This is a genomic window from Luteimonas salinilitoris, assembly GCF_041300785.1.
GTDB classification, from domain to species: domain Bacteria; phylum Pseudomonadota; class Gammaproteobacteria; order Xanthomonadales; family Xanthomonadaceae; genus Luteimonas; species Luteimonas salinilitoris.
The window spans coordinates 13,587-36,721 of record NZ_JBFWIB010000009.1 but is presented as its reverse complement, the minus strand read 5'-3'; the positions used below and the strand labels follow the sequence as shown (position 1 = coordinate 36,721).

The window sequence follows — 23,135 nt, the reverse complement described above, 5'->3', positions numbered from 1 at the left end:
GACCGTTGATAACCGAGACCGGAGACGCCCGCGGCATCGCGCGCATGGCACGCTCCTACGGTGGGTGCCGGGCACATGCGACAGCGTCAGCGTTGCGCGTCGCGGTCGATCAGGGATGTCTTGCGGGTGTCCGGCATCGTCGCGTACACCACCAGCGAGCAGGCGATGCAGGCGGTCACGTACCAGTAGAAGCCCCGCTCCAGCCCGATGCTGCGGAACCACAGCGCCACGTACTCGGCGGTGCCGCCGAACAGCGCCACGGTGACCGCATAGGGCAGGCCGACGCCCAGGGCGCGGATCTCCACCGGGAACAGTTCCGCCTTCACCACCGCGTTGATCGCGGTATAGCCGCTCACGATCACCAGCGCCGCCAGGATCAGCCAGAACGCCTGCATCGGGCTGGTCGCGTTCTGCAGCTGGCCCAGGATCGGCACCGTGCACAGCGTGCCGAGCACGCCGAAGGCGATCAGGATCGGGCGCCGGCCGATCCTGTCCGACAACGCCCCCACCACCGGCTGCAGCAGCATGTAGACGAACAGCGTGCCGGCGTTGATCAGGCTCGCGGTCTGGCCCGACATGCCGGCGCTGTTGACCAGGAACTTGTGCACGTAGGTGGTGTAGGTATAGAACGCGACCGTGCCGCCCATGGTCAGGCCGATCACCGTCAAAACCGCGCGCGGATGCCGCGCCAGCGTGCGCAGGCTGCCCTCGCGGCGCCGCTGCGGCGCCATTGCCTGCGCGTGGTGGCGCGCGAACGACTCGGTCTCGGTCATGTTGCGGCGCAGCCACAGCGCGACCAGCGCGGCCAGTGCACCGATGACGAACGGAACCCGCCAACCCCATGCGTACAGCTGTTCGTCGCTCAGCAAAACCCGCTGCAGCGCGATCAGCACGCCCAGTGCGACCAGGTGCCCCATCACCAGGGTCACGTACTGGAAGCTCGACCAGAAGCCGCGGTGTTCGCGCGTGGCCATTTCGCTCAGATACGTGGCCGAGGTACCGTATTCGCCCCCGACCGACAGGCCCTGCAGCAGCCGCGCGAGCACCAGCAGCACCGGCGCGGCGACGCCGATGTCGGCGTAGCCGGGCGTGCAGGCGATGATCAGCGAGCCGCCGCACATCATCACCACCGACAGCATCAGCGCACGGCGGCGACCATGGCGGTCGGCGTAGCGGCCCAGCAACCAGCCGCCGAGCGGACGCATCAAAAAGCCGACGGCGAAGATCGCCGCGGTGCGCAGCAGTTGCGAGGTGAGATCGCCGTCGGGAAAGAACGCCTGCGCGAAATACAGCGAGAACGCGGCGTAGACGTACCAGTCGTACCACTCCACCAGGTTGCCGATCGAGCCGCTGAAGATGCTGCGCAGGCGGCGCGCCGGCGTGATCGTGGGCGCGGCGGGTGCGGTCGTGGTGTGCATGCGGGATCCGGTGGAGGTCCGGGCGATTCTGCGCGATCCGGCGGGTGCCGTCATGCGGTGCCGGTGGATGATGGGGTAGGCTGTCGGCAACGAAACCGGAATCCGAGGCCATGGCCGAAACCGAACTGCGCATCGCGCTGTTGATCGATGCCGACAACGCACCGGCCGCCAAGATCGAGCCGATCCTGACCGAGCTGGCGCGCCACGGCGTGGCCAATGTGCGCCGTGCCTACGGCAACTGGAAGAACCCACACCTCAAGGGCTGGGAAGAGACGTTGCACGCCTACGCGATCCGCCCGATCCAGCAGTTCGCCTACACCAGCGGCAAGAACGCCTCCGACATGGCGATGGTGATCGACGCCATGGACCTGCTGTACGCGCGCACCCTGGACGGCTTCGCGATCGTCTCCAGCGATGCCGACTTCACCCCGCTGGTGATGCGCCTGCGCAACGAGAACATGCGCGTGTTCGGCTTCGGCGAGGAGAAGACCCCGCTGCCGTTCGTCAAGGCGTGCTCGACCTTCCTGTACGTGGAGAAGCTCGGCGCGACGGCGGACGAGGACAAGTCACCCACGGTCAAGCCCAAGCGCAGCGAGGATCTGCGCGGCGACGCCACCCTGGTGCACCTGCTGCGCAACGCGGTCAGCGCCACCGCGAACGACGACGGCTGGTCGCACCTGGGCGTCGTCGGCAGCCACATCCGCAATCAGACCTCGTTCGACGAACGCAACTACGGCTATCGCAACCTGAGCGCGTTGATCGAGGCGACCGGCCTGTTCGAGCTGCGCCGCGAGGGCCAGATGGTGGAGATTCGCGAGCTGCCCAAGGCCAAGCCAAAACCGAAATCGAAGCCCTCGCGCAGCCGGAAGAAGACCGCCGCCTGAGCGTGCGCGACAGGATCGGTAGGTTCCCGCGATACGGCCGCGCCTGATCGGTGCATCGCCGCTGCCGTCGCCCCGCGCTCAGTACAGGTCCACCGGATCGATATCCAGCGACCAGCGCGTGCGCCGCGCCTCGGGCAGCGCATGGATCGCCGGCAGCGCCCGGTCGAGGGCGACGTGCAGGTCGCGCCGCCGCTGCGCCGACAGCGGCAGCTGCGCGCGGTACAGCCCCGCGCGGCGCGCCATCGGCGCCGGCAGCGGACCGTGCAGGACCAGGCTCTCGCCGTCGTCGCGCGCACGGGTGGCGGAGGCCTCGGCGAGGATCGCCTTCGCCCGCTGCAGGAACGCCATCGGCGGATCGGCCTGCTTGGCCTCGGCGCGCAACAGCGCCATGTGCGTGAACGGCGGGAACCCGGCCGCGGCGCGTTGCTCCAGTTCGCTGTCCACGAAGGCGTGGTAGCCGCCGTGGATCAGCGTCTGCAGCAGCGGGTGGTCGGGATGATGGGTCTGCAGCAGCACCTCGCCGGCGCGCTCGGCGCGGCCGGCGCGGCCGGCGACCTGGATCAGCAGCTGCGCGAGCTTCTCGGCGGCACGGAAATCGGCCGAGAACAGCCCTTCGTCGATGCCGACCACCGCCACCAGGGTGAGGCCGGGCAGGTCGTGGCCCTTGGCCAGCATCTGCGTGCCGACCAGGATGCCCGGGCGGTCGCCGAGCGTGTCGAAGTGCTTCTGCAGCGCATCGCGGCCGCGGGTGCTGCCGCGGTCGATGCGCAGCACCGGCACCCGCGCGCCGAAGCGCTGCGCCAGGGTCTCCTCCAGCCGTTCGGTGCCCACGCCCTGCGGCTGCAGGGCGAGCCCGGCGCAGTCGGGGCAGGCGGGCGGCGCGGCCTGGCGGTGGCCGCAGTGATGGCACTGCAGGCGACGGCCGCCGCCGTGCACGGTCATCGGTGCGTCGCAGCGCCGGCACTGCGCGCTCCAGCCGCAGTCATGGCACAGCAGCACCGGGGCGTAGCCGCGGCGGTTGCGGAACACCAGCACCTGGCCGCCGGCGGTCAGTGCGGCATCGATCGCCTCCAGCAGTTCGCGCGACAGGCCGTTGTCGAGCGGGCGCTTGCGCAGGTCGAGCACCCGCGCCGGCGGCGGCCTGGCCTTGCCGGCGCGGCGCGACAGCCGCAGGTGCGCGTAGCGGCCGGCGCGGGCGTTGTGCAGGGTCTCCAGCGACGGCGTGGCGCTGCCCAGCAGCAACGGGACGTCCAGCGCCTTGGCGCGCACCAGGGCGAAGTCGCGCGCGTGGTAGCGGATACCGTCCTGCTGCTTGTAGCTGCCGTCGTGTTCCTCGTCGATCACGATCAGGCCGGCATCGGGCAGCGGCGTGAACACCGCCGAGCGGGTGCCCACGATCACCCGTGCCTCGCCGCGCCAGGCCGCGGTCCAGACGCGCGCGCGTTCGTTGTCGTTGAGCCCGGAATGTAGCGCGTGCACCGGCACGCCGAGGCGGGCGCGGAAGCGCGACAGGGTCTGCGGGGTCAGGCCGATCTCCGGCACCAGCACCAGTGCCTGCCTGCCGCGCGCCAGGCAGTCGGCGATGGCGTGCAGGTACACCTCGGTCTTGCCGCTGCCGGTGACGCCGTCGAGCAGCGCCGGGGCGAAGCCATCGCCGGCGGCGACGGCGGCGATCGCCTGCGCCTGTTCGTCGTTCGGCACGGGCCCCGGCTGCGGCGTCGGTGCCAGCTGCGAGGCCGGCACCGCGATGCGCTCGGCCAGGCCGCGCGCGGCCAGGGTCCGCGCCGCGCCGCGCCAGTCGTCGAGCAGGTCGTCCAGCGCTTCTTCGTCGCGCACGGCCACCTGCAGCAGGTCGGCGAACCGTCGCGGCCGGCCCTGGCGCATGCCCGCGTGCGCGGTGACGCCCGCCTCGGTCAGGCGCCAGGCCCAGGCGTGGGTGTCGGGCAGCGGTTCGCCGCGCCGCAGCGCCGCCGGCAAGGCGGTGGCGAGCACCTCGCCGAGCGGCGCGTGGCTGTAGCGCGCCAGCCAGTGCAGCGAGGCGAGCAGCTCGCCGCGGAACAGCGGTTCGGGATCGAGGCGCGCGTGCAGCTCGCGCAACTCGGGGGCGGTGCCGTCGGCCGGACCGATTCCGGCCACCACGCCGACCAGTTCGCGCGGCCCGAAGGGCACCCGCACGCGACGGCCGACATCACCGTGGCTCGGCGGGTCCGTGGCCGGCGCGCGATAGTCGAACAGGCGCGGCAACGGCAGCGGCAGGGCGACGCGCAGGACGACGTCGCTGGCAGCGGAGTCAGCAGGCATCGCGGCAGTTTAGGGCCTGCCAACGCCATGGGCACGCGACCCATGCCCATAGTGCTAACCGTGATTTTCGCGTGGCGCCTCAGCGGGGCGCCGCGGCGCTCGCAAGGTTGCGTGCGAATGCTGCAGGCGGATCCATGTTTCGCTCGCAAGCTACGGTCGTCAAAGAAGATTTGCCGTTATCCACACACACTGTGGATAAGCCTGTGCATGGCAGTGCCGGAAGCAGCCTTGTGGCCGTCACGTATCGCGTTAAGGGGAGGTTGGCTAAAAAAGCGCCAATCGAAGATAACGCATGTGATTCAGCCACTTAGCCGTGAAACAGTTCGGAAACATGGCGAGTCATCAATGTGCAAGCCCTGTCTATGACGGCTCGGTGACCGCTGTGCACAACCATTTCCGTGCCGAATCCCGGCGATGCCTTTTTGGGAGCCCTGTCAAGAGGCACGTTCGGCGGCGGCGTGGCTATCATGATGGGCTCGATGAAGCCGATCCGATGAGCGCCCGCACCGTGAACGACGCCGCCGCGGCGTCGGCCGCCCTCACCGCCTTCCTGCGCGGTGCCGAACGCCGCGCCGCGGTGTTCGCGCAGCTGCAGATCGGCGATGCCGAGGCCGGCGATACCGCCCTGGCCATGGCAATGGGCGATTTCCGCGATGTCGCGGCGCGGATCCCGTTCGGCGACTGGCCGCGCCGGTTCTGGACGCTGCTGCTGTCCGCCGGGCCCATGCACGAAACGCCGCCGGCGCCGGCCTGGCCGCCGCAGTTCCGGGATCTGGCGCAGGCCGGGCACGGGCCGCGCGCCGCGCTGCTGCTGCGGCTGGTGGCGAACGTATCGGAAGCCGACGCCGCGGCGGTGCTGGGCGTGACGCGCGCGACCTACCGGTTGGCGCTGCAGCGGGCGTTGCCGCGCGACGCCGACGGACGCGCCGACGCCGAGGCCTGGCGCGCGCTGGGCGAGGCGGCGCAGCAGGCGGTGCGGCGACTTCCGCCCGCGCGCCTGGCCGAACTGGCGCGCCTGCGCGAAGCAGCACTGCAGGGGCGCGTGCACGTGCCGGATGCGGCGCAGGCGCGCCATGACCGGCCCACGGCGCACGCCAGGGCGCGCTGGCTGTGGCCGGCGACCGTCGCGGTGGTCGTGCTCACGCTCGCCGCGCTGGCGGCCACCGTCGACTGGCCGCTGTCGTCGCCACGCGGAAACGGCGGTCCGCGCGAGATCCTGGCAGAGCCGCTCCCCCCGGCGCAGGCGCCGGCAGCCACCTACGACGCCGACGCGGCACTGCTCACCCATCCCGATTTCGAACTGCTGGCGAGCGACGGCGGCGACGCCGCGATGCGTGATCCGGCCTTCCACGCCTGGCTGGCGGTGCAGCTCGAGCGCGGCGAGGAAGGCGATATCGCGCGGCCGCAGCGCGAGGAGACCGAAGCGGACGTCGACGAGTCCTCGATGGGAACCGACGATGCCCGCTAGGCCCCTGTTCGCCATTGCCCTGTCGTTGCTGTTGGTCCTGCCGGCCGCGTCGGCGTTGCCGCCGGCACTGCAGCGGTACGCCCAGGCGCTGCCCGAGCCCGAGCGCGCGCGCCTGCTGCAGCGCCAGGCGACGTTGCGTGCACTGCCGCCCGCCGAGCGCGAGGCGTTGCGCCGGCGGGTCGCCGAATGGGATGCGTTGCCGCTGGCCGAACGGCGCCAGCGGCGCAATGCCTGGGCCGCCTGGCAGGCGCTGCGGCCGGAGGCGCAGGCGCGTCTGCGGGCGGCAGCCCGCGCTTATGCCGAATTGCCGACGGATCGCCAGCAGGCGCTGAACGAACGCTATGCCGAGCTCGACAGCTACCAGCGCGACGGCTGGCTGCTCGGTCCGGAGCTCGGCGCCGACTGGACACGTCTGCACGGCCTGTTCGCACTGGTGCCGGCCGACGACCGCGCGCCGCTGCTGGCGGCGCTGCGCGCGATGGACGAGCGCGAGCGTGCGGACCTGGCGTTGCTGGCGCAGCGCACGCCGCCCGAAGAGCGCGACGCCCTGCGCCGCGCGCTGCTGTCGACGCCGCCGGAAGGCCGTGCCGCCTGGCTGCGGCGGCAGGTCGGGCCGGCGCCCTGATCGGCGGCCACCATTCCGTAGGAGCGCGCCATGCGCGCGATGCCCCCGCCATAGCCGCGCCGACGCAATTCGCGATTCCCGCGCACCCGCCGCGCTCGAACCGCCGCCCCGAAGAAACACGCTGCGCGCGCGACGCCGGTGACGTCCGGTGTTCCCGTCGCGAGCCGGACGGCGCGCCGGTGGCCGGAATTCCGTGGCCGCGAAATGCCCGCGGCATCGCGCGCATGGCGCGCTCCTACGTAGATCACCATGGCCGCTACATCCCGGCGAGCGCGTACAGGCCGGTGCCGAGCGCGACGAACAGGAACATGAGCAGGTAGATCTGGCCGATGACGCAGTACTTGAGCAGGGTCATCCACCAGCCCTGCCCGTACACGCGCTTCTGCATCCACAGCAGGTACAGCGGCATCGACATCAGCAGCAGCCCCTGGATCCAGCCGATCGGTCGCGATGCCCATGGCACGTGCGTGCCCAGCCAGCTGGCCAGCAGCGACAGCGCGAACACCAGCAGCAGCGCCAGCATCAGGTAGGCGTGGCTGTACAGGCCGATTACCACGTGTTCCAGGTAGCTCCGCTTTCCGAGGATGTAGAAGAGCTTGAGCAGCACGGCGAACAGCGGGACCAGGATGAACAGCGTCATCGGCGCGGCGCCGACCAGGGTGCGGGCGAGCGCGGCAGCGCCGTCGCGGCGCGACGAGTAGGCCTCGACGTTGCGCTCGATGCGCGCCCCGATGCCGTTCGCGTCGCGCTCCGGGTCGTCCGCAGACGCATCCTCCGGCGCGCGCTGCAGCCGCCGCCTGCGGGTCTCGGCCTCGGCGTTGACCACCCGCTCCGCGGCGGCGATCGCCCCGCGCGTCGCCTCGGAGGCATCGGGCCCGAGCACCGCGCGTTCGGCGGCCAGCCGGTCCAGTTCGCGTTCGCGCAGCGCATCCACCGCCGCGATCGAGTCCGCGGCGGCGAAGCCGGCCTTGTCCACCGCGTAGGTCGCCACCGCCTGGCTCTCGGCCGCGCGCTCGGCGTCCTGCAGCGCGAGCGCGTCGCCGATCGCGAGCTTGGCGACGAACACGGTCAACAGGCTCAGGATCACGAACAGCCGCATCGGCGCGACGTAGCACACCCGTTTCCCGGACAGATAGCGCTCGGCGATGCGGCCGGGCACGAACAGGTCGCGCAGGGTGCGGAAGATGCGTCCGTCCAGGTGCCAGAACGATTCGAACACCTCCTCGACGGCGTGGCCGAGGTGCCGCGTCGGGCTGTGCTCGGACTGGCCGCAGAGATGGCAATAGACGCCCTGCAGGGCGGTGCTGCAGTTTTCGCAGGCGCGCAGCGGCGCCGGTAGGGGACTGCGCGGATCGGGTTCGGACATGCGGGTGGTTCCCCGGGATCTCTGTGATGCCGTATGCGGCGTGCGTTCGGCGCCTGATCCCGGGATCCCGCGTTCGCCGCCCGCGCCGGGCGGGCGTGGGCGATGCGGAACGCCGGACGCATGCGGTCCGGTTCCGGACAGGCTTGCCCGGCGGCTAAGATAACGGTCCGCGGCGACCCGGCGCCAGCGCCCGACATCCGTTCGGCGGCGCGGCCGCAGTCGTCCGAGCCGTCTTCCCCATGCCCTCCTCCGCTTCCCCCCGCGCGCGCTTCGGCCGCGAGGTGCGCACCACCGCGGTGCTCGCAGGCCCGCTGGTCGTGGGCCACGTCGCCACCGGCCTGATCGGTTTCGTCGACAGCATGATCGCCGGCCGCCACGGGACCGCCACGCTGGCGGCGGTCTCGATCGGCACCGCGATGTTCTGGCTGCCGATCATGGTCCCGATGGGCACGCTGATGGCGCTGCCGCCGTCGGTGTCGCAGCTCGACGGCGGCGGTCGCCGCCACGAGATCGGCGCGTTGTTCCGGCAGTCGCTGTGGCTGGCGGCGGCGCTCGGCCTGCTGCTGTTCGCGTTCATGACCTTGAGCGTGCATGCGCTGGCGCCGCTGGGGATCGTGGAAGGCATCCGCCCCGGCGCGGCCGCGTTCCTGCACGGGATCCGCTGGGGCGTGCCGGCGCTGACCCTGTACTACTGCATGCGCTACCTCAGCGACGGCCTGCACTGGACCCTGCCGACGATGGTGTTCGGCTTCGGCGGCCTGCTGCTGCTGGTGCCGCTGGGCATCCTGCTCACCTTCGGCGGCCTCGGCCTGCCGGAATTCGGCGCCGGCGGCATCGGCGCCGCGTCGGCGATCATGATGTGGACGCAGACGATCGCCTTCGCGCTGTACCTGCGGCGCGCGCGACGCTTCGCCGACCTCGGCCTGTTCGCGCGGTTCGATCCGCCGCGTTGGGCGTCGATCCGCGAACTGTTGCGCGTGGGCCTGCCGATCGGGGTCACGGTGGCGATGGAGGGCAGCCTGTTCATCGTCACCGCGCTGCTGATCGGGCGCCTCGGCGAGGTGCCGGCGGCGGCGCACCAGATCGCGATCAACGTCGCGGCGCTGTGCTTCATGGTGCCGTTCGGCCTCGCCGAGGCGACCACGGTGCGCGTCGGCCATGCGATCGGTGGCGGGCTCGGCGTGGCCGGGGCGCGCCGTGCGGCCTTTGCCGGGCTGGCGCTGGTGCTGGCCACCCAGAGCCTGACCGGCGTGGCGCTGCTGACCGGCAACGAGCTGATCGCCGGCCTGTACACCGGCGACGCGACGGTGGCGGCGCTGGCCGCCTCGCTGCTGCTGCTGGCCGCCGCGTTCCAGTTTCCCGACGGCATCCAGGTGCTCTCGGCCGGCGCGCTGCGCGGGCTCAAGGACACCCGCGTGCCGATGCTGCTGGCGGCGCTTGCCTACTGGGGCGTGGGCATGGCGCTGGGTGCCGGGCTCGGGCTCGGCCTGGGCTGGGGCCCGCGCGGGATGTGGATCGGCCTGATCGCGGGACTGGCCGTGGCTGCGCTGCTGCTGGGGCTGCGCTTCCTGCGCAGCAGCCGGCGGGTAGCCCCAACCAGCGGCACGGTGACCTCCGGCGCATGAAAGCCGGCCGCCGGCCGGCTAAGCTGTGGACAGTCCCGATTTTTTCCCGGAGTACCACCCGATGAACGAACCGCGCCGTCGCGGTCCCATTGTCCGCGTCCTGGCAGGCATCTGGGGCGCGATCAATTTCACCCGGCAGTTGGTCTTCAACCTGCTGTTCTTCGCCGTGCTGCTGATCCTGCTGGCGCTGGCGGCGGGCGGCGCCGGCCGGCCGCTGCTCGACCGCACCACGCTGGTGATCGCGCCGGAAGGACGCATCGTCGAGCAATACACGGCCGATCCGGCTTCCCGCGCGCTGGCGAAGATGATGGGCGACGACCGCGCCGTCGAAGTGCAGCTGCGCGACCTGCTGCGCGCGATCGAGGCGGCGGCGGACGACGACCGGATCGAGCGCGTCTTCCTGCGCGTCGACCGGCTGCAGCCGTCGGGCATCGCCACCCTGCGCGAGGTCGCCGGCGCGCTGCGCGACCTGCGTGCCGCCGGCAAGCAGATCGTCGCCTACGGCGACGGCTTCTCGCAGGGCGCCTACCTGCTGGCGGCGCAGGCGGACGAGGTCTACGTCGATCCCATGGGCAGCGGCGTCGTGCTCGAGGGCTTCGCCAGCTATGGTCCGTACTTCGGCGAAGCGCTGCAGGAGAAGCTCAGCGTCGACATCCACGTGTTCAAGGTCGGCGAATTCAAGTCCGCGGTGGAGCCCTATGTGCTCGACGCCGCGTCGCCCGAGGCCAAGGAGGCCGACCTGTACTGGCTCAACGACCTCTGGCAGCGCCACCTCGGCGACATCGCCCAGGCGCGCGAGCTCAGCGTCGAGCAGCTGGAAGCCGGCATCGACGGCATGGCCGACGGCGTCGCCGCGCTCGGCGGCGACCTGGCGCGCTACGCGCTGGAGCAGAAGCTGGTCGACGGGCTGAAGACGCGCGAGGACGTGGAGCGGCTGCTGACCGAGCGCGGCGTCGCCGACGACGACGCCGAGGGCGGTTACCGCAACGTCGCGCTGGACGGCTATCTCGCCCACGTCGATCGCGACGGGCCCACGCTCGGCCGCCAGTCGCAGGTGGCCGTGGTCGTGGCCGAGGGCGCGATCAGCGAAGGCGACCAGCCGCCGGGCACCGTCGGCGGCGAATCCACCGCCGCGCTGCTGCGCGAGGCGCGCGAGGACGAACAGGTTGAATCGGTGGTGCTGCGGGTCAACTCGCCGGGTGGTTCCGCCTATGCCTCCGAGCAGATCAACCGCGAGGTCGAGGCGCTGAAGGCGGCGGGCAAGCCGGTGGTGGTGTCGATGGGCCACGTGGCCGCCTCCGGCGGCTACTGGATCAGCATGAACGCCGATCGCATCTACGCCGACCCGTCGACCATCACCGGTTCGATCGGCGTGTTCGGCCTGTTCCCCAACATCACCCGCACGCTCGACCGCATCGGCGTGCACACCGACGGCGTCGGCACCACGCGCCTGGCCGGCGCGTTCGACATCACCCGGCCGCTGGAGCCGGAGGTCGGACGCCTGATCCAGTCCAGCGTCGAGAAGATCTACGACGACTTCGTCACCAAGGTCGCCGCCGGTCGCGGTGCCCAGCCGGCGGCGATCGACCGCGTCGCCCGCGGCCGGGTCTGGAGCGGGGCGCAGGCCAGGGATCGTGGCCTGGTCGACGAGCTCGGCGGTTTCCGCGACGCGATCGCCGACGCCGCGCGCCGTGCCGAGCTGGAGGAAGGCGACTACCACGTGCGCTACATCGAGAAGGCGCCGTCGCCGTTCGCGCAGTTCCTGGCCGGCCTGGCCGGCACCCGGATCGGCGCCTCGCTGCTGCAGGACGCCGGCCTTGCGCAGGTGCTGCTGGCGCGCACGGTGCCGGAGATGGAGCGGCATGTGCGCGTGTTCGAGCAGGCGCTGGCGAACGACCGCGGTACGCCGGCCAAGGCCATGGCGTACTGCTTCTGCCCGGTGTTCTGAATCGGCCGCCCCGGCTCAATGCGGCATCGCAACTGCGTGCCGCAGCTTCGTAGGAGCGCGCCATGCGCGCGATGCCGCGGGCAGTTCGCCGCCTGTAAATTCCGATGACCGGCGCGCCTGCCGGCCTGGAATCGCGGCATCCACCGGATCCTGCCGGCACCCGCGGCATCGCGCGCATGGCGCGCTCCTACGAAACGTCGGCAAGCTTGCCCGGGACGGCCGCGCTCAGCGCCTGACGTCGAGCCGGTCCTCGCGCGCGCAGGCGGCGACGTCCTCAGCATCGGCCAGGCCGAAGTCGCCGGGCAGGGCATGCTTGAGGCACGCGGCCGCCAGTCCGAAACGCAGGGCGTCGGGATCGGTCATGCCGGTGAGCAGGCCGTGCAGCACCCCGGCGGCGAAGGCATCGCCGGTGCCGATGCGGTCGACGATGGCGTCCAGCTCGCGCGCCGGCACGCGGTGCACGGCGCCGGCGCGGGTGACCAGGATCGCGCCGAGCGTGTGCCGGTCGACGCTGTGCTGGGTGCGCAGCGTGGTGGCGATGCGCTGCAGTCGCGGAAATGCCGCGAAGGCGCGGCCGGCGGCGACGACGATACGGGTCTCGTGGGGAACGTCGGCGCCGGTCGCGGGATCCTCGCCGAGCACCACGGCGATGTCGCGATGGTCGGCGAAGGCGAGGTCGGCGGCCGCCAGCAGCCGGCGCAGGATCGCGGCCGGATCGCCGTCCCAGGCCGCCCACAGCCGCTGCCGGAAGTTGCCGTCGAAGGACACCAGGGCGCCGGCGGCGTTGGCCGCTTCGGCCGCCGCGACCGCGGCAGCGGCGGTGCCCGCGCCGACCGCCGGCGTCACCCCCGACAGGTGCAGGCAGTCGACGTCCCGCAGCAGCGCGGGCCAGTCGTAGGCGTCCGCCGCGGCCAGCGCGAAGGCGGAACCGGCGCGGTCGTAGAGCACCTCGCTCGGGCGCAGGCCGGCGCCGGTGGCGAGAAAGTACAGGCCCATGCGTCCGCCGGTCCGGCGCACGCCGCGGGTATCGACCCCGTGCCGGCGCAGTTCGCCGAGCGCGGCCTCGCCGAGGGCGTTGTCGGCCACGGTGCCGGCCATCGCCGCGGCATGGCCGAACCGCGCCAGCGCCACCGCCACGTTGGCCTCGGCGCCGCCGACATGCACCGTCAGTGCCGGCGTCTGCAGCAGCCGTTCGCGCCCGGGAGCGCCGAGCCGCAGCAACAGCTCGCCGAAACAGAGGATGCGTCGTTGCGTCATGTCAGTCGTCCGATGCCGTCCCGTGGGGCCAGAGGGGTGCCAGAGTGCCCGAAAAAACCGTTGCCGCAACGCAGCATGCTTCGGCGGGCGAGTTTTGCTACGGTTTTGACCAGCGGTGTCATTTTGGCCGCTCGGCACACCATATCAAGCGGGTTCATCCAGTCAAGAACCGCCCAAAGAGCGGAATGACGTCAGAGGAGGGTTGTGATGCGGTATCCAATCGAGACAAAAAAGACACCGGTTACCTTGCTTGCTGCGGCGATCGGCATGGCGCTGCAGATGACGGTGGCCGCCGCGTTCGCACAGGAGCCTGCGCCGCCGCCGGCGGAACCGGCTGCCACGGCGCCCGACGCGACCGAGCTCGACACGGTGCAGGTCGTCGGCTACCGCGCCAGCCTGGTCAAGGCGCTCGACCTCAAGCGCGACAGCGTCGGCGCGATCGACGCGATCGTGGCCGAGGACATCGCCGACTTTCCGGACCAGAACCTGGCCGAGTCGCTGCAGCGCATCCCCGGCATCACCATCACCCGCGACTCCGGCGAGGGCCGCAACATCTCGGTGCGCGGCCTGTCCGGCGAATACACCCGCGTGCGCGTCAACGGCATGGAGGCGATCGCCGCCACCGGCGGCGAGGGCGGGCCCAACCGCGGCCGCGACTTCGACTACAACGTGTTCGCTTCCGAGCTGTTCAACTCGATCATCGTACACAAGACCGCCTCGGCCAGCCTCGACGAAGGCTCGCTGGGCGCGGTGGTCGACCTCAACACCGGCAATCCGTTCGGCTACGAGCGGGGCAGGACCTTCGTGGTGTCCGGCGAAGCCCAGTACAACGATCTCAGCGAGGACACCGGGCCGCGCGTGGCGGCGCTGTTCGCCTACCGCGATCCGGAGGACGTCTGGGGCGTGTCGTTCTCGGCCGCCTATTCGGACAACACCACCAAGGAGCTGGGCCAGAACACGGTGCGCTGGCAACAGGCGGGCGTGAACCTGGATCAGGGGGTCTTCGGCTTCCGCTCGGTACGCGGTGTCGATTGCTTCGCCAATCAGGACGATCCCGGCTGCCAGGATATGGTCAGCGCTTTCCATCCGCGCATTCCCCGCTACGGCGAGATCGAGGTCGAGCGTGAACGCCTGGGCCTGACCGGCAGCTTCGAACTGCGGCCGAGCGACTCCACGCGGCTGCGCGCCGACGTGCTGCATTCCAAGCTCGACGCGGCCCGCCGCGAGAGATACCTGGAAGTGCTGTTCCGCGGCAATGAAGGCGGCATGGACGTCACCGACTACACCCTCGACCCGTCGACCAACAACGTGACGATGATGGAGGTCGACAACGCCTGGGTGCGCGCCGAGAACTTCGAGAAGGTCTGGACCACCGAGTTCACGCAGTGGAGCATCAACCTCGATCAGGACTTTTCCGATACCCTCAAGGGCCACCTGCTGATGGGGCGGTCGACCTCCTCGCTCGAGTTCCCGCACGAAATCACCTACATGTACGACGACCGCGACTACAACGGGTTCATGTACGATTACACGGACGACGAGAACCCGGTGATCGCGTACAACGGCGCCGACGTCACCGATCCGGCGAATTTCCAGATGTCGGAGTTCCGCGACCGCCCGAGCCGCACCGAGCACACCTTCGACACGATCTCGGCCGACGTGGAATGGGCGTTCAGCCCCTCGTACTGGCTGCAGGCCGGCGCGACCTACCGCCAGTTCGCCTTCGAGACCTGGGGCGGCATCCGCGACTCGGGCGTGTGCGCCGCCGGCCTGTACGACTGCGATCCGGACGGCGACGGCGTCGACGACTTCTACGGCATTCCCGCCACCGGCGACCTGTCGGACATCTACGACTTCGACGACGAGACCGGCCCCGGCTCGACCACGCGCTGGGTCATCCCGGACCTGGATGCCTGGAACGACTTCATCGGCCTGCGCGGCCTGCCGATGCGCGAGGACCAGGGCAACGTCCGCCAGGTCGAGGAGAAGGACACCGCGTACTTCGTGCAGTTCAACGGCGCTACCGAACTCGCCGGGCGCGACTTCCGCTTCGACCTCGGCGTGCGCTACGTCGAAACCAAGCAGTCCTCGAGCGGCTACAACTCGGGCGTTTACGTCTACGTCAACCGCCCGACCTATTCGGATACGCTGCCGTCGGCCAACTTCGCCTGGTCGCTCACGCCGGACCTGATCTGGCGCGTGTCGGCCGCCAAGGTGATGACCCGGCCGAGCCTGGGCAACCTGACGCCGGGCGGCAGCGTGGACAGCTTCAACTACCGGGTCTCGTATCAGAATCCAGAGCTCGATCCGACCCGCGCCACGGCGTTCGACACCGCGCTGGAGTGGTATTTCGCGCCGGAATCGATCCTGTCGCTGGCGCTGTTCTACAAGGACATCGAGTCGCGTCCGATCCGGGCCGAGCGCACCGGCACCTACGCCTCCACCGGGCTGCCGCTTTCGCTGCTGGTGCCGACCTCGCCGGCGGAGCAGAATCCGGAAGGCCGGCCGTGGACCATCTCCACCATCGACAACGGACCCGGCGGCAAGGTGAAGGGATTCGAGGCCGGCTTCCAGATGCCGCTGTCGCTGTTCGCCGAGGGCGTGCCGGTGCTGCGCAACATGGGCGTGATCGGCAACTACACCTGGGTCGATTCCGAGGTCGACTACACCTTCGGCGACGAGATCGTGACCGAGCGCCTGTTCGGGCTGTCGAAGCGCTCGTACAACTTCACCCTGTTCTACGAGAACGATCGCTTCGACGCACGCGTCTCGGCAGCCTACCGCAGCGACTATATCGACGGCACCAGCGGTACCGGCAACCGTTTCGAAGGCTACGACGACACGTTGAATGTCGACGCCTCGTTGGGCTACAAGATCAACGAGAACTTCGACGTCACCCTCGAGGCGCTGAACATCACCGATGACTACCAGGATCGCTGGACCGACATCACCGCCCGCCGGCGCTACGAGTACGACCATACCGGCCGGGTCTACAAGGTCGGGTTCCGCTACCGGTTCTGATACCGTCGGCATGACGCCGGGCATCGCCGTCTCCGCACCAGCGGCGGCGGCGGTGCCTTGCCGCGTCGGCTGCAGGGCCGCCGGAACCGACGTTCGGCCTGAGGGCGCGTTCGGGTTGCACGGGAACGGTCGGACGGCCAAGATCGGTGACGTCTGGAGGTGACGTTGATGTCTGCAGGATCATCGGTCTTTTCAACGGATGCGCGGCGCGCATCTTCCGAGGCACGTCGCGCGGCGGGCGCACTCGTCGGCCTCGCCGCGGCGGCGGCGCTCTGGCTGTCGCCGGCGCCCGAGGCCGTGTCGGCGTCGCCGCAGGACGATCCCGACGTGCGCGTCCTGGTGTTCACCAAGACCGCCGGCTTCCGCCACAACTCCATTCCCGATGCCGTCGCCGCGCTGCGCGAGCTCGGCGCCGAACACGGCATCGCGATCGTGCACAGCGAGGACGGCGCCTCGTTCACGGACGCCAACCTGGCCGGCTATCGCGCGGTGGTGTTCGCCAACACCACCCAGGACGTGCTCGACGCATCGCAGCAGGCGGCGATGGAGGCGTTCATCCGCAACGGCGGCGGCTTTCTCGGCCTGCATTCGGCCTCCGACACCGAGTACGACTGGCCCTGGTACGGCGAACTCGTCGGCGCCTGGTTCGACGGCCACCCGCCGGGCCTGCAGACCTCGCGGGTGCACCTCGCCGATCCGGCGACGGTGGGGATCGGAAGCGACGACAAGCCCTGGCAGGTCACCGACGAGTTCTACAACTTCCGCCGCAATCCGCGCGAGCAGGTGCGGGTGATCGCCGCACTGGAACCATCCGACTATATCGGCAGCACCATGGGCGGCGATCACCCGATCACCTGGTGCCGCGAATACGACGGCGGCCGCACTTGGTACACCGGCCTCGGCCACGACAGTCGCCTCTATGCCGACGCCGTATTCCTGCGGCACGTGGCCCGCGGCCTGCGCTACGTCACGGGCATCGACGACGCCTGCTGACGGCGCGCTATCTGCCTGCCCACCCGGGCCTCCTCCTAGCATAGCCAAGCGCCACCAGTCGTGCGGGGCTTATGCGGTGATGTGCCTTGCTGTTTGAGGAAGATCTGCTTCGGCTGGGGCTTTGGCCGTGTGCCCAGCAAATTCCCAGCTCACTTTTTCAAGGTTTTTCGCTCGATTGAGTGGGACCTATGGGTGGGGATTCTTTCCGGTTCGCGTCTGCCGAGGGTGACCGGCTCCGCGGGCACGTGTCGGTATTTCGCGGCTGATTGCTGAGGTTGTCGTAGGCTTCGGATCCAGCATCGCCCGGCGCGATTGGCGTCAGTGCTTCGGTGTCGTGCCGATGGAACAGATGAGGACGTTCTTGGTCCGCCCGAAGCCCGCACATCTTTCTCTGTATCAGCCGCGCATGCTGCACTGCAAGGTGCCATCTTTCCGGCGGATTGCTAGGTTGATGACCAGCGGTGTCATTTTTTTAGGCAGGCCGGCCGGGGGGCGACTGCGCAGGATATCCGCGTGCGCAAGCCAATCCAGGACTCCCCGGGAGGGAAAACCTTGAAGAATTCGACCAATTTTCGGAAGACACCGGTTACCTTGCTCGCGGCCGCCATCGGCCTGGCACTCGCCAGCGGCCTGGCGGCCGCCCAGGAAGGACCGCCCGCTGCCGCCGAACCCAGGGACGAACCCACCGAGCTGGACCGCGTCCAGGTCACCGGCAGCTACCGCGAGAGCCTGCAGCAGTCGCTCGACGAAAAGCGCTACAGCGTGGAGCAGGTCGACGCGATCTTCGCCGAGGACATCGGCAAGTTCCCGGACCTCAACCTGGCCGAGTCGATGCAGCGCATCGCCGGCGTGTCGATCGACCGCGAGGGCGGCGAGGGACAGCGCATCTCGATCCGCGGCCTCGGCGCCGACTTCACCCGGGTGCGCCTCAACGGCCTGGAGGCGCTGTCCACCGCCGGCAGCGGCAGCGCCGGCCCCAACCGCAGCCGCGGCTTCGACTTCAACGTCTTCGCCTCGGAACTGTTCAGCCAGGTCAAGGTGAACAAGACCCAGTCGGCGCAGATGGACGAGGGCTCGCTCGGCTCGACCGTCGACCTGCGCGGCTCGCGGCCGTTCGACTTCGACGGCTTCCAGGGCTCGCTCAGCGGCCAGTACGGCTACAACGAGCTGTCCAGGAAGAACGATCCGCGCATCTCCGGGCTGATCAGCAACACCTGGGCCGACGGCCGCGTCGGCGCGTTGCTGTCCGCGTCCTACAGCAAGCGCAACATCTACGAGGAAGGCTACAACCCGGTGCGCTGGGAGCACGGCAACCACCGCAACGCCAACCAGGGCAACGCCAACAACAACGGCACCTACGGCTTCTGCAGCCCGGCCGGCTACGACCCGCAGACGCCCCGCAACCCGACCCAGGGCGAGCTCGACGATCCGACTTCGAACAACGGCTGGGGCACCTGGGGCATCGACGCGCAGAACTGCGGTGCCGGCCTGCCGCGCCCGGAGGGGACGCCGGAGAACATCGCCGCCTACGAGACCGCGACCAACGCCTGGATCCCGCGCTACCCGCGCTACATCCGCACCCATCACGAGATCGAACGCCTCGGCGTCACCGCCGCGCTGCAGTTCAAGGTGAGCGACGACACGCTGCTCAGTTTCGACGGCATGTATTCCAGGCTCGAGAAGGACCAGCGCGAGGATTCGCTCGGCGCCAACCTGCACCGCTCCGCCAACCTCGGCGGCAAGACCCAGATCATCGTGCGCGAGGCCGAGGTCGACGATCAAAACCGGCTGGTCTACGGCGCATTCGACAACGTGGACTTCCGCACCGAATCGAGCCAGATCGAGGAAAACACCGAGTTCAAGCAGTTCAGCCTCAACCTGGAGCACCGCTTCAACGATGCCGCGCGGGCGGAAGTGCTGGTCGGCCGTTCGACCTCGGACTACGCGCGTCCGGTGTTCTCGCTGGTCAGCTTCGACAACGCCAATCTCGACGGCTTCGCGCTCGACATGCGCGACGACCGGAACCTGCCGCGCATGACGTTCCCGTTCGATCTCGGCGATGCGGGCGCCTGGTCGTGGCTGGGCTACGGCAACGTGCCGGTCAACGACAACGGCACCGCGCGCGGCGGCAACATCAGCGAGGTGCGGCTGAACCCGCAGTACATCAGGAACGCGTTCGACACCGCCAAGGTCGACCTCGAGTTCATCCTCAACCCGACCTTCACCTTCCGCACCGGCCTGGCATACAAGGACTACGACATGCGCTCGGAGGAGTACCGCCATGTCAGCTTCGGCCGCTTGGCGCAGGCGCTGCCGTCCGGCGTCAGCGTGTCCGAACTGAGCACCACGCTGTCCGGCTTCGGCCGCGGCCTGAGCGGAATGCCGGGCGACTGGCTGATCCCGGACTTCGACAAGATCGCGCAGCTGCTGGACATCTACTGCGACTGCGACACCGGCGCGCAGGGCGGCGACTACCGCCTGGCCGGACTCGGCCACTTCGGCGCGTCCAACAACAACTTCCAGGTCAACGAAAAGAGCATGGGGACCTACCTGCAGCTGGATTTCAATACCGACCTGCTGGACCGTCCCCTGCGCGGCAACCTCGGCGTGCGCCTGGTCGACACCGAGATCACCGCCTCCGGCTACGCGCCGTGCACGGCCGGCAACGCGGACGATCTGTCCGGCGCCTGCGAGAGCTTCTTCGGCGTCGCCAACGCCACCTCGGAACCCGGCGAGCGGCTGCTGGTCGCCAGCGTGGTGGAGCACGAGTACAGGGACGTGCTGCCGTCGCTGAACCTGGCCTGGGACGTCGGCGAGGACCTGGTGCTGCGTTTCGGCGCGGCCAAGACCATGGCGCGGCCGACGCTGACCCAGCTGTCGCCCAGCGTCAGCGGCGGGCCGAGCGGCTACTTCGACGACGGCCGCGTGTACTCGATCAACCTGGGCAATCCCAAGCTCGATCCGTTCCGCTCCACCAACTACGACCTGAGCGCGGAATGGTACTTCCGGGAGGGCGGGCTGCTGTCGGCGGCGGTGTTCTACAAGGACATCGACAGCTACATCCAGCGCACCCGCCTGCTGACCACCTGGGGCGACATGGGATATTCGCTGGACCTGCTGCCGGAAGGGTTCACCGCCGACACGCTGTTCAACGTGCAGAGCTACTACAACACGCCGGGCGGACCGCTGAAGGGCTACGAGTTGAGTTACCAGCAGCCGTTCACGTTCCTGCCGGGCCTCTGGGGCAATTTCGGCGTGCAGCTGAACTACACCCACGTCGAATCGAAGATCCAGTACATGTTCAGCCGCTCGGCCGACGGCAACACCACGGTGGTGACCACCTTCACCGAGAACGACCTGGTCAACCTGTCGCCGAACTCGTACAACGCGACCCTGTACTACGACGACAAGACCTTCAGCGCGCGCATATCGACCAGCTATCGCGACGGCTACATCAACAACGTCCTCAGCCAGGAGGACGTCTGGGACCTGGACGGCAACCAGCTGTCCACGCCGGACGTGACCGGCAAGTACAGCGTGCGCAACGTCGACTTCAACATGTCCTATCGGGTCAACGACAAGCTGACCCTGACCCTGGAGGCGATCAACCTGCTCGACACGGAGGACCGGCGCTACGTCGATTCGCAGCTGTCGCTGCCGGACCGCTACACCCACACCGGCCGCCAGTACTACGCCGGCGTCCGCTACAGGTTCTGACCGGTCGCCGGCGGATCCTCGCGGAAGCGGCGGGTTCGCCGGCCCAGGCGTGGGCACCCCGGGACACCGGGTGCCCGCCGCTCACGTTCCATTCCTGCACGAAGGAGTGATCCCATGAACCGCATTCGCACCGCCTGCCTCTCGCTGCTGCTGCTTCCACTGGCTGCCAACGCCACCGACCTGTCCAGCCTCGAACGAGAAGCCATCGCCCCCGGCGACGGCTGGGCCTCGGCCGCCACCGAAGCGCTGCCGCTGGGCACCACCGGTGGCAGCGCCGCCGACGTCGCCCGCGTGCACACAGTGCACGATCGCAACGCGCTGGTCGCCGCCCTGGGCCACCCGGACGCCACCCCGAAGATCATCCGTGTGGCGGGCGTGATCGACGCCAACGTCGATGCCGACGGCAACCCGCTCGCCTGCGAGGACTACGCCCGTCCCGATCCCGAAACCGGTGAGTTGTACTCGCTCGAGCAGTACCTGGCCGACTACGACCCCGCGGTCTGGGGCCGGGACAGCGAGCCCGAAGGTCCGCAGGAACGCGCGCGCCGCGCCTCCGCTTCCGCTCAGCAGTCGCGCATCCGCATCCGCATTCCGTCCAACACCACCATCGTCGGCGTCGGCCCGGACGCGGCGATCCGCGGCGCCTGGTTCGACATCCGTCCCGGCAGCGGCAGCGACAACGCGCCTGCGAACGTGATCATCCGCAACCTGACCTTCGCCGACACCCATGACTGCTTCCCGCAGTGGGACCCGACCGACGGCTCAGCCGGCAACTGGAACTCGCTGTACGACGCGATCTCGATCCGCAACGCGACCCACGTCTGGATCGACCACAACACCTTGCTCGACGACGCCACCGCCGACGACACGCTGCCGCACTACTTCGGCAGGCTTTTCCAGGTGCATGACGGGCTGATCGACATCACCAACGCGTCGGACCTGGTCACCGTCTCGTGGAACGTGCTGGCCGATCACGACAAGGCCATGCTGGTCGGCTCGTCCGACGGCGCCAGCGCCGACCGGGGCCGGCTGCGCATCACCCTGCACCACAACCTGTTCCACGATCTCGCCCAGCGGGTGCCGCGGCTGCGCTTCGGACAGGCCCACGTCTACAACAACCTCTACAGCCTGAGTAGCGAGGGCGCCGGCCGCTATGGCTACAGCTGGGGCCTGGGCATCGAGTCGCAGCTGTACGCCGAGAACAACGCCTTCCTCGTGCCGCCGGACGTGACCCCGGACCGGTTCATCGGCATCTTCAACGGCACCGCGGCGCATGTCGCGGGCACCTACGTCAATGGCGTTTCCCGGCACAACGCGGTGGACGTGATCGCCGCCTACAACGCAGCCAACGGCACCGCGATCGGAAGCGAGGTCGACTGGACGCCGACGCTGTTCAAGCGCATCGATCCGACCCAGTCGGTGCCTGCGCGGGTGAGCGTCCACGCCGGACCGCTGGAGTAGCCGCTTTCCCTCCCCGCGGCGCCGGGATGGCGTCGCGGGGCTTTCAGCTCGTCACGGATACATCCGCTCGCGCAGCTCGGGCACCGCACGGCTCAGTTCGTCGGCGACGATCGCGGCGAAGAAGTCCGCACCTTCGACGCCGAGGTGGGTGTAGTCGAACTGCCACTTCGGCTGGCCGAGCGGCGGACGGCCGCTGGGATCGGGCGGTACGTCCGGCATCGGCGGCACCTCATGGTCGATCGTGGTGCCGGTCTGCGCGGCGGCGATCATCCACGAGACCGGCGGGATCTCGGCCAAGCGCATCGACTGCGCCGGGCCCAGCGCCTGCACCGCGGCGACGCTGCGCGCGTGCAGATCGACCAGGGGGACATCCATCTCCTTCGCCACCTTCCGGATCGCATCGGCCCACGGCGCGAGGTCGTCGTCGAGCCGGCCGTCCTTGAACATGCGTCGCGTCAACGGCGTGACCAGCACCGGCCGCGCGCCGGCGGCACGGATCTCCTCGACATAGCGGCGCATGTTGGTCGGGAACTCGGTGGCCAGGTCGGTCGAACGGCCGGGCTTGCCGGGTTGGTCGTTGTGGCCGAACTGCACGAGCACCCAGGTGCGGTCGTAGGCGCCCGTCTTCATCTCCGCCAGCGCGATGTCCCATGAACCTTCTGCACGGTAGCTGTAGCTGCTGCGGCCGCCGCGCGCGAGGTTGAGGCAGGCGATGAAGGAACTGACGTGATGCGAGCAGAACGAGGAGCCCCAGCCGCTCTGGACCGCGGTCGTCGAGTCGCCGACCAGGATGATCTTGTCGGCGCGGATCGGGGTTGCCGGTGGACGGGCGTCCTGTGCGGTGGCGAGGCTTGCGGCGAGCAGTAGCGGGAGGGAGAGCAAGGACTTCATCAGGTCACCTTCGGAAGAATCTGGCAGTTGGTTCGTCATCCCCGCGAAGGCGGGGGTGGGAGCGGGCGTTTACGAGCCACTGGCTCGCGCCCGTCTCGAACGCCCGAACGCTGTGCGTGAGGGCCGGGGATCGAAGATCCATGGACTTTGCCTTTCTAGA

General features: G+C 69.6%; 13 protein-coding genes and 1 pseudogene. 9 read left to right on the top strand and 5 right to left on the bottom strand.

The annotated features are described in order from the left end of the window. Nucleotides 1–86: 86 nt before the first annotated feature. Complete coding sequence (locus tag AB5T46_RS13705) at nucleotides 87–1,418, bottom strand: MFS transporter (protein WP_370564563.1); 1,332 nt, start codon at nucleotides 1,416–1,418, stop codon at nucleotides 87–89. Nucleotides 1,419–1,528: 110 nt separating this feature from the next. On the opposite strand from AB5T46_RS13705, the gene AB5T46_RS13700 reads away from it, so the two are divergent. Then, entirely contained in the window at nucleotides 1,529–2,302 is a 774-nt protein-coding gene (locus tag AB5T46_RS13700) for an NYN domain-containing protein (RefSeq protein WP_370564562.1), read from the top strand. Between the two features lie 78 nt (nucleotides 2,303–2,380). Here AB5T46_RS13700 and AB5T46_RS13695 read toward each other — a convergent pair whose 3' ends face one another. Next, on the bottom strand, nucleotides 2,381–4,603 hold the full coding sequence (locus AB5T46_RS13695) for a primosomal protein N' (RefSeq protein WP_370564561.1): 2,223 nt from the start codon (nucleotides 4,601–4,603) through the stop codon (nucleotides 2,381–2,383). Nucleotides 4,604–5,096: 493 nt separating this feature from the next. Between AB5T46_RS13695 and AB5T46_RS13690 the strand changes: the two genes are divergently transcribed. Next, the gene (locus AB5T46_RS13690; RefSeq protein ID WP_370564560.1) at nucleotides 5,097–6,071 is read left to right on the top strand and encodes a hypothetical protein; all 975 of its coding nucleotides are present in this window, start codon (nucleotides 5,097–5,099) and stop codon (nucleotides 6,069–6,071) included. Then, nucleotides 6,061–6,696 (top strand): DUF3106 domain-containing protein, encoded by a 636-nt coding sequence (locus tag AB5T46_RS13685; protein ID WP_370564559.1) that lies wholly within the window; start codon nucleotides 6,061–6,063, stop codon nucleotides 6,694–6,696. The genes AB5T46_RS13690 and AB5T46_RS13685 overlap by 11 nt, the downstream gene beginning before the upstream one ends. Nucleotides 6,697–7,702: 1,006 nt before the next feature. Here the strand turns inward: AB5T46_RS13685 and AB5T46_RS13680 are convergent. Next, a pseudogene (locus AB5T46_RS13680) lies at nucleotides 7,703–8,062 on the bottom strand (DUF3667 domain-containing protein); the annotation flags it as partial. A 239-nt stretch (nucleotides 8,063–8,301) separates the two neighbouring features. Here AB5T46_RS13680 and AB5T46_RS13675 point away from each other — a divergent pair. Continuing rightward, nucleotides 8,302–9,687, top strand: a complete 1,386-nt coding sequence (locus AB5T46_RS13675; RefSeq protein ID WP_370564557.1) for an MATE family efflux transporter — start codon at nucleotides 8,302–8,304, stop codon at nucleotides 9,685–9,687. Between the two features lie 61 nt (nucleotides 9,688–9,748). Then, nucleotides 9,749–11,635 (top strand): signal peptide peptidase SppA, encoded by a 1,887-nt coding sequence (gene sppA, locus AB5T46_RS13670; protein WP_370564556.1) that lies wholly within the window; start codon nucleotides 9,749–9,751, stop codon nucleotides 11,633–11,635. Nucleotides 11,636–11,860: 225 nt separating this feature from the next. On the opposite strand, the gene AB5T46_RS13665 is transcribed toward sppA, so the two are convergent. Next, nucleotides 11,861–12,892, bottom strand: coding sequence for a sugar kinase (locus AB5T46_RS13665; protein ID WP_370564555.1), 1,032 nt, complete (start codon nucleotides 12,890–12,892; stop codon nucleotides 11,861–11,863). 207 nt (nucleotides 12,893–13,099) lie between these two features. Between AB5T46_RS13665 and AB5T46_RS13660 the strand changes: the two genes are divergently transcribed. The 4 genes from AB5T46_RS13660 to AB5T46_RS13645 all read left to right on the top strand — a co-directional run bounded on the left by AB5T46_RS13660 (nucleotide 13,100) and on the right by AB5T46_RS13645 (nucleotide 22,084). Beyond that, a complete protein-coding gene (locus AB5T46_RS13660) occupies nucleotides 13,100–15,913 on the top strand; it encodes a TonB-dependent receptor (RefSeq protein ID WP_370564554.1) in 2,814 nt (937 codons plus the stop codon). A 168-nt stretch (nucleotides 15,914–16,081) separates the two neighbouring features. Beyond that, on the top strand, nucleotides 16,082–16,906 hold the full coding sequence (locus tag AB5T46_RS13655) for a ThuA domain-containing protein (protein WP_370564553.1): 825 nt from the start codon (nucleotides 16,082–16,084) through the stop codon (nucleotides 16,904–16,906). Nucleotides 16,907–17,458: 552 nt separating this feature from the next. Beyond that, on the top strand, nucleotides 17,459–20,623 hold the full coding sequence (locus AB5T46_RS13650) for a TonB-dependent receptor (RefSeq protein WP_370564552.1): 3,165 nt from the start codon (nucleotides 17,459–17,461) through the stop codon (nucleotides 20,621–20,623). 114 nt (nucleotides 20,624–20,737) lie between these two features. Further along, the gene (locus AB5T46_RS13645; protein ID WP_370564551.1) at nucleotides 20,738–22,084 is read left to right on the top strand and encodes a pectate lyase family protein; all 1,347 of its coding nucleotides are present in this window, start codon (nucleotides 20,738–20,740) and stop codon (nucleotides 22,082–22,084) included. A 51-nt stretch (nucleotides 22,085–22,135) separates the two neighbouring features. Here AB5T46_RS13645 and AB5T46_RS13640 read toward each other — a convergent pair whose 3' ends face one another. Then, the gene (locus tag AB5T46_RS13640; RefSeq protein ID WP_370564550.1) at nucleotides 22,136–22,975 is read right to left on the bottom strand and encodes a rhamnogalacturonan acetylesterase; all 840 of its coding nucleotides are present in this window, start codon (nucleotides 22,973–22,975) and stop codon (nucleotides 22,136–22,138) included. Between the last annotated feature and the right edge of the window lie 160 nt (nucleotides 22,976–23,135).